General features: G+C 51.7%; 7 protein-coding genes and 1 pseudogene. 1 reads left to right on the plus strand and 7 read right to left on the minus strand.

Going from position 1 to position 6,494, the window contains the following annotated elements:
* Positions 1 to 92: 92 nt before the first annotated feature.
* The 7 genes and pseudogenes from H6585_08265 to H6585_08295 form a co-directional block, all read right to left on the minus strand.
* Complete coding sequence (locus tag H6585_08265; protein MCB9448323.1) at positions 93 to 1,994, minus strand: T9SS type A sorting domain-containing protein; 1,902 nt, start codon at positions 1,992 to 1,994, stop codon at positions 93 to 95.
* Entirely contained in the window at positions 1,934 to 2,605 is a 672-nt protein-coding gene (locus tag H6585_08270; protein ID MCB9448324.1) for a hypothetical protein, read from the minus strand. The genes H6585_08265 and H6585_08270 overlap by 61 nt, the downstream gene beginning before the upstream one ends.
* Positions 2,568 to 3,239 (minus strand): hypothetical protein, encoded by a 672-nt coding sequence (locus H6585_08275; GenBank protein ID MCB9448325.1) that lies wholly within the window; start codon positions 3,237 to 3,239, stop codon positions 2,568 to 2,570. Before H6585_08275 ends, H6585_08270 begins: the two co-directional genes overlap by 38 nt.
* Positions 3,240 to 3,495: 256 nt before the next feature.
* On the minus strand, positions 3,496 to 4,137 hold the full coding sequence (locus H6585_08280) for a peroxiredoxin (GenBank protein ID MCB9448326.1): 642 nt from the start codon (positions 4,135 to 4,137) through the stop codon (positions 3,496 to 3,498).
* A 202-nt stretch (positions 4,138 to 4,339) separates the two neighbouring features.
* Positions 4,340 to 4,495 (minus strand): hypothetical protein, encoded by a 156-nt coding sequence (locus tag H6585_08285; GenBank protein MCB9448327.1) that lies wholly within the window; start codon positions 4,493 to 4,495, stop codon positions 4,340 to 4,342.
* 9 nt (positions 4,496 to 4,504) lie between these two features.
* A pseudogene (locus tag H6585_08290) lies at positions 4,505 to 4,951 on the minus strand (hypothetical protein).
* Between the two features lie 122 nt (positions 4,952 to 5,073).
* Positions 5,074 to 5,595 carry a hypothetical protein gene (locus H6585_08295; GenBank protein MCB9448328.1) on the minus strand — a complete coding sequence of 174 codons (522 nt, stop codon included), beginning with the start codon at positions 5,593 to 5,595 and terminating at the stop codon, positions 5,074 to 5,076.
* 292 nt (positions 5,596 to 5,887) lie between these two features.
* Here H6585_08295 and H6585_08300 point away from each other — a divergent pair.
* On the plus strand, positions 5,888 to 6,494 hold a 607-nt coding region (locus H6585_08300; protein MCB9448329.1), incomplete at its 3' end, for a hypothetical protein.

Genomic DNA, 6,494 nt, shown 5'->3' on the forward strand with positions numbered 1-6,494 from the left:
TATTGACTATTGACTATTGACCCATTCGTCACAAAAAAAGAGGAGTCCCGTACGGAACTCCTCTTTTCGCTTTGTATAAAACCGGATCTTATCTACTGCCGCGAGATCACCAGGCGTTGAATGTGGCGCACGTCACCGGCATCCACCACAACGAGGTAAACGCCGTCGGGGCGTGATGACATGTCTACATCCAGCTTGGAAGATTGGGTTTCGAGCTGTTCGGCATACACTTCCTGTCCGATCGCATTCATCACGCGAACGGTTACTGCGGTTTGCGCAGACAGGCTGAGTTGCACCGTAAACATGTCGCGAGCCGGGTTCGGGTACAGGGCGATACCTGTTCCGTCCAGCTGTGAGAGTCCAACACCCAGATCTACGTAAGCGGTGTCGCAAACCATGCAACCATTGGCATCCGTCACGCAGAAATTGTACGTTCCGGTACAAAGACCGGTGGCCGTAGCGGAAGTCTGGCTGTTGGCATCATCCCACAGATACACATAGGGAGGGGTGCCATCAACAGCCGATCCGGTGGCTGTACCATTGCAGGCTCCGGCCACGTCTTTGGACTGTGCAGTGGCAACCACCACCAACGGTGCGGGTTCAGTTACGGTTTCCAATTTGGTTTGGGAACAACCGTTGGCATCGGTCACCTTTACGGTGTATGAGCCTGGGCAGAGGGAATCCATTGACTGACCGGTACCGACAGAAAGCCATTCATAGGTATAGGGAGGCGTTCCGTTGTCTCCGATCGCGCTGACCTGTCCATTGCATTCACCACCACAGAGGATATTGGTTTTGCTGGTTGTCACCGACACCGTATTGCTGGCAGAGCTGATCGTTTCCCACTCATATCCGCCGGTGCAACCGGTCTGTTGGGTCACAAACACCACGTAATCTCCTGAGCACATATCTATCAGGGTTTTGTTGGTGCCGACTACGTTGCCGTTGGCGTCATACCATTTGTATGTGTAAGGAGAGGTGCCACCGTTCACGTCAACCGTAGCGGTACCGTTGCAGTTGCTTTCGCATTCATCGGTGTGCGTGGTCACCAGCGTGGGCGGGTTTTCGCTCATGAAGGGGAAGATACCCAGTGAGAGATCCAGCGCCCATGCACTGCCCGTGTTGTAACGGACCCATGTGCCGGAAGAATCCAGTTGCCATACCATGGAAGGCGTGGTTTCTTTGTCCTTGTTGCTGATGATGTTGAAGGTATCCTTGTCGGAAGCCCAGTTCAGGTTGGAGAAATCAACCCCCATGAAGAACCTGCCCGAATCGGGTACAGGGATGGGCGGATTGAACAGCACCTGGGTGAAATAGTTTCCATCCACGTTGTCCATCACCTGCTGCATGGAAACATCCACGGAAGCGATTTCGTTGTTGGGATTTCCATTCATTTCATCCCATACTTTCACCGCGATGGTCTTGTTGGGCTCGTCGGTTTGCGCCAGGCTGATGTGCAGCCAAGCTCCCATGATGTGGGTGTTGGGCGCCACACTGGGGAAGTATTGGGCTTTGGCTTTGTCTTTGTACTGGTTGACTCCGTTCACCCATCCGTTCTCACCAACCGCACCACCGGAAACGTAGTAGTTCTGCAAGGTCCATTTCGGCAGATCGGCGCCGGTGTAAAACCCGAAATTCAGGGTATCGCAACCTTTGTTTGCATTCACCTTGATATAGTTCACCTTGGTGGCGGTATCCGAACCGTTGGCATTGGTGGCAATCATGGTAACCGTGTATGTACCCGGCGTATTGAATACGATCCCCGACGGATTTTTCACACTTGAAGTGTTGGGTGTGCCTCCATTGCCGAAATTCCATGACCATGATGTGGGGTTACCGAACGACAGATCGGTGAAATCCACAGCGCCTCCAGTTGAAAGAACCGTGGTATTGGCCACAAAGTCGGCCAGCGGCGGCGCCTGGCAGGAAGATGTCAGGCAATTGCGGCTGTCGCGATGCGCGGTGATGGAGTTCTTGGATTGTGTGGACCACACCGTGTTGTGTTGCTGGGTCCGATGGAGGGCGACATGATGTTGGTGGTATTGGCCGGCGAGATGTGCTGGCAATTCCAGTTGTGTCCCAGCTCATGTGCCTGGTCTACCATGCTACCTGTTTGCGACTGGTAGTAGTGTTCCAGCAGGTTGTGGTTGTTGGATTGGCAGATCTGTCCGATGTAGGCCAGACCGATCACACCGTTGTTGCCGCTTTCTTCGATGTCACGTTTGGTCCATAGGCTGGCTACATCGTAGGTCTTGGAGAAGCCGTTCCATCCATTGAACGACGACAGCAGGGTGCTGGCGTTGGTGCTGGAGCTCCATGGATCACAACCGTTGCAGCTCACCACGTAGGTTTCCACGAGGTCGTAGGAGATCTGCATCGGGTTTTCTTCGTACTTGGCGGTGACCATGTTCAGAACCGCAATCACTTCGGTTTCCACGTTGGATACACTGCCGAACTCGGTCACCATGCTGTAATCCGCCGCAATGGCAATTTCGGCGCATGCTGGTGCGAATGTCACGTCATCGGGAGCGGTGTTTCCACCCAGGCGCTCGATGGCGGTATTCATTTCAGTTACGCCGCAATGTACGTTGGGATCGACTCTCATATCCTGCGCGCGGTATACAACAAACAGGTCGGAACCGGCTTTCTTTATCGAAGCGGTTCACCGGCTCGATGTAGAAATCCTCACCGTTGTTCTGGATCAGGCCTGAGATCTGACCGTTGTATATGTTCAGACGCAACTTGTCGTTGGGGTTGTCATTCACGGATCCCCAATAGGTGATGTTGCGGCTGCGCGGGTAAACCACCACGCCATTTTCAGTTTGCACACGCAACTCATAATTCACATTGCGGATGTCGTGTTCTTCCAGGTGCAGGTTGAATATCTTGCCAGGGGCCAGTTGGAGGCTTACTTCAGAAAGCCTTCCTTTCTGGTGCACGAAAGTCTGGATGGACGACGCGTCCAATTGGTACACATCAAACCGATTGAAGTTGGCGCTTAGTGCCGCTTCATAAGCACCGGGTGCAGCCTGCGCAGGCACAACCAGGCGGTTTCCTTCCACCTTCGCGGAAGATACATAGTGGGCTTTGTAGGCTGGATTCACCTGCGCATTTCGCATCTGCACCTGTTGTGCACGCGCATGCGGGGAGATGAAAACACCAAAGCCCAGCATCAGGGAACAGGCGATCCAAAGGCGTCCTGATCTGACCCGATGTGAAAAAGGTACATTGTTTTTCATGGGGATTTGTGTTTGATTGGGGTAGAGAAAAAAATAGACTCAACTGTCGAGGGGCACAAGGTAAATAATTTGAAATTGAAACGGGGAAATTTAACATTATGGTTGGTAGCGCGGACGTGGACGTCCGCGCCAGCATCCAAAAAAAGTCCGCGCCAGCACCAAAAAAAGGCCCGGACATTCCTGTCCGGGCCGTATAAGATCTGTCGCTCACGCATGCCTTACTAACGACTTGCGACTTACGACTTACGACTATCAATCAATTCAAATTCGGTTGCGGCGTAATGCGCAGGTAAGGTTTCACTTCGGTGAATCCTTTCGGGAACAGGGCGGGGATATCGGCGGTTGCCACGGCTGGCACCACCACGCAGTCGTCGCCGTTTTTCCAGTTAGCGGGTGTAGCCACTTTGTGGTAGGCAGTCAGCTGGAGTGAGTCGATCACGCGCAACAGCTCATCGAAGTTGCGACCGGTGGAAGCGGGATAGGTGATCATCAGCTTCACTTTCTTGTCGGGACCGATCACGTACACGGAGCGCACGGTGAGTTTGTCGTTGGCGTTCGGGTGAATCATGTCGTAGAGTTCCGACACTTTGCGGTCTTCATCGGCGATGATGGGGAAGTTCACAACGGTTTGCTGGGTTTCGTTGATGTCGTTAACCCAACCCTCGTGAGATGCGAGGCCGTCTACGCTCAGGGCCACCACCTTCACATTGCGTTTGTCGAACTCCTGTTTGTATTTGGCCACGGTGCCCAGTTCGGTGGTGCACACGGGTGTATAGTCGGCGGGGTGTGAGAACAGGATGGCCCAGTTGTCACCGATCCATTCGTGGAAATTGATGGTGCCTTCGGTGGATTGGGCTGTAAAATCGGGGGCTGTATCGCCCAGGCGGATGGTTGCCATAGGTTTGAAATTTGTTGGTTTGACAAAAGAGGGAGATAAAGATAGGAAGGGATCGGGAATAACGCCAGCGGGTTTTTATTTGCAACCACATGGGCGAGTGGATTGAGAAGGGACCACCTGAACAAGACGATCAACACCATGCCACTATAAATGCCTTGTTGATGAACTTTCTATCCTGCCGTATGGACAGGTGTGACCATCCTCACTCTGTCCCGAGTTTGGGGAGTCCCCTGTTTCGCAACATTTCATTGGCTTTTTCCAGTTTTTCAGGAAAAAGTACTTTGTCGCTAAACTTGTTAAGGGTCTTATCGATCTTAACAATAGGTACTTTTTTCTTATTGAGATCCTTGATCTTCATATCATAAAATTACGGACTTTTCCTCTTTACCAAAAATCCACGGTATTCTTTTCCCTTCCGGAACCGCTCCCATCCATCTTCCAACTCTCCGTATATATCAAAGTCATTCTTCACTTCTGAAAGGTACTTCGCAATACCCATGCGATACAACCGAGTTCTGATTGCCGTGCTTCCGGTCGCATACACCCAAACATCTGGATTCTTATCAGTAAAGGCATAAACGGTAGCAACCACCGTGGCCAATACTTGTTAGCTATCGCCATTATTTGAGATTGCCTTATCATTGATTTCGCCGGTATCATGATCTTTGTCGCCAAAGGCCAGGTTATACACATCTTTCAGATTGGTTGGAGTAAACTGTACCAGCTTGGGAATTTCACCACCCGGCCCTGAACTGATGAATTCAAAAGTGGTCAGCTTATCGTCTGATGCGAGCGGGTAGCGAGGCAATTTCATTCGGTCAACGTAGTGAAGTTATTTGAAGGAGCGCTTTTTATTTTGGCTTGATGTAAAAATAGCATTTATCTCCACCAACCCACTTGATACTTGTGACTGTGCCCACCTGCACCCCTTTGGCGCTAGCTTTCCTTTGCTGAGTACACCAGGGTTGCCGTGTACATCACATCCACCAGTTCTTTCATCAGCCACCTGCGTTCGGTTTCATCCATCATGGAAGAGAACTTCATTCTCTTTCCGTCCGTGGTGACAAAGGTGATGCCGTAGACGGATGAATAATCTTTGGTGTAGAACACTTCCTCCCGGATCTCTTTCACTTTTCCTTGCACCCGTTTACGCAGCACCCATCTCCCTGCATAGTACCAGGTGCGGGTGATGCTGTCGGGGCGCCATTCGAACACCAGTGTTCCTTTGGCCAGCAACAAGCCATAAAGAAAAACCGGCAACCCGCCGGCGGCAAAGCAGAATGCCACCCATCCGTAATCGCCTCCGAACCATAGGTGTGAAAGTCCCAGCGCCAGGAATATGCCACCGAACCATGTGATGTATGTAGACCTTCCCTTTTTGTTCCAGGGCGGGAGGCGTACTTCCAGGCTGTTGGTACCTGAATGAATGGTAATACGTGATGTTGTGGGTTGGAACATGTGCATTGCATTTGTACTCGAATATGGCAACTTGGTTCCCTTGCTATCTATGAACACCTATAACAAACCAGTGGCATCCACATCCAGAAAATCACCTTGCCATCAGGTGATGTGGTTCGAAGTAGGGTGATCCAGCGCAAATAGCAGACGCCCCCGCAAAAGGCCACTTCCGGGTCATTCGTTCCCTCAGTCGCCCCTGGCGCTTATCCTCGCTTTTGCATTGTTCACCATTTGTGCTGATGGTCATACGCCTGCATACCCTACTTTGCATGAACAACCGATCTGCAAAGACATGAAACACCTCCAACCATGGCTTTTGGCCTCTTTCTTTATTTTGAGCTGCATCGCCACCGTTTTGGCGCAACCCACGTTCCAGGCAGTACTTGGCGGACCCGGTGATGACATCGCCGAGACCATCGTGGAAGCGCCCGACGGCAACTTCGTGATCGCGGGGTACACCAACAGCTACGGCGAGGGCGGCTACGACTTCATGCTGATGAAGGTGGACACCGGCGGAAACCTGCTCTGGACCAAAACCTATGGCTTCCCCGAAGATGAAAAGGCACACGCCATGATCAACACCTCCGATGGGGGATTTTTATTGGTGGGAGAAACCACGCATAGCACCGACTCCCTGGGATCAAACATGTGGATCGTCAAAACCGATGGCGACGGAAATGAAACATGGGCCAGGATTCTCGGATCCGGGCACCTGCAGATTGGGGTAACAGCCACACAAATGGCTGATGGAAACTACATGATTGCAAGCCGGAGTTCCGATCCATTTCTTAAAAACAGTCCGGCAAACAGGACCATGCTCACCAGGTTGAAACCCAACGGTGACCTGATAAATCGTGATGACATAACGTTTGGCTATCCGGGTTGGACCATTCCTATCT

The organism is Flavobacteriales bacterium (assembly GCA_020635855.1).
In the GTDB taxonomy this organism is placed as follows: domain Bacteria; phylum Bacteroidota; class Bacteroidia; order JACJYZ01; family JACJYZ01; genus JACJYZ01.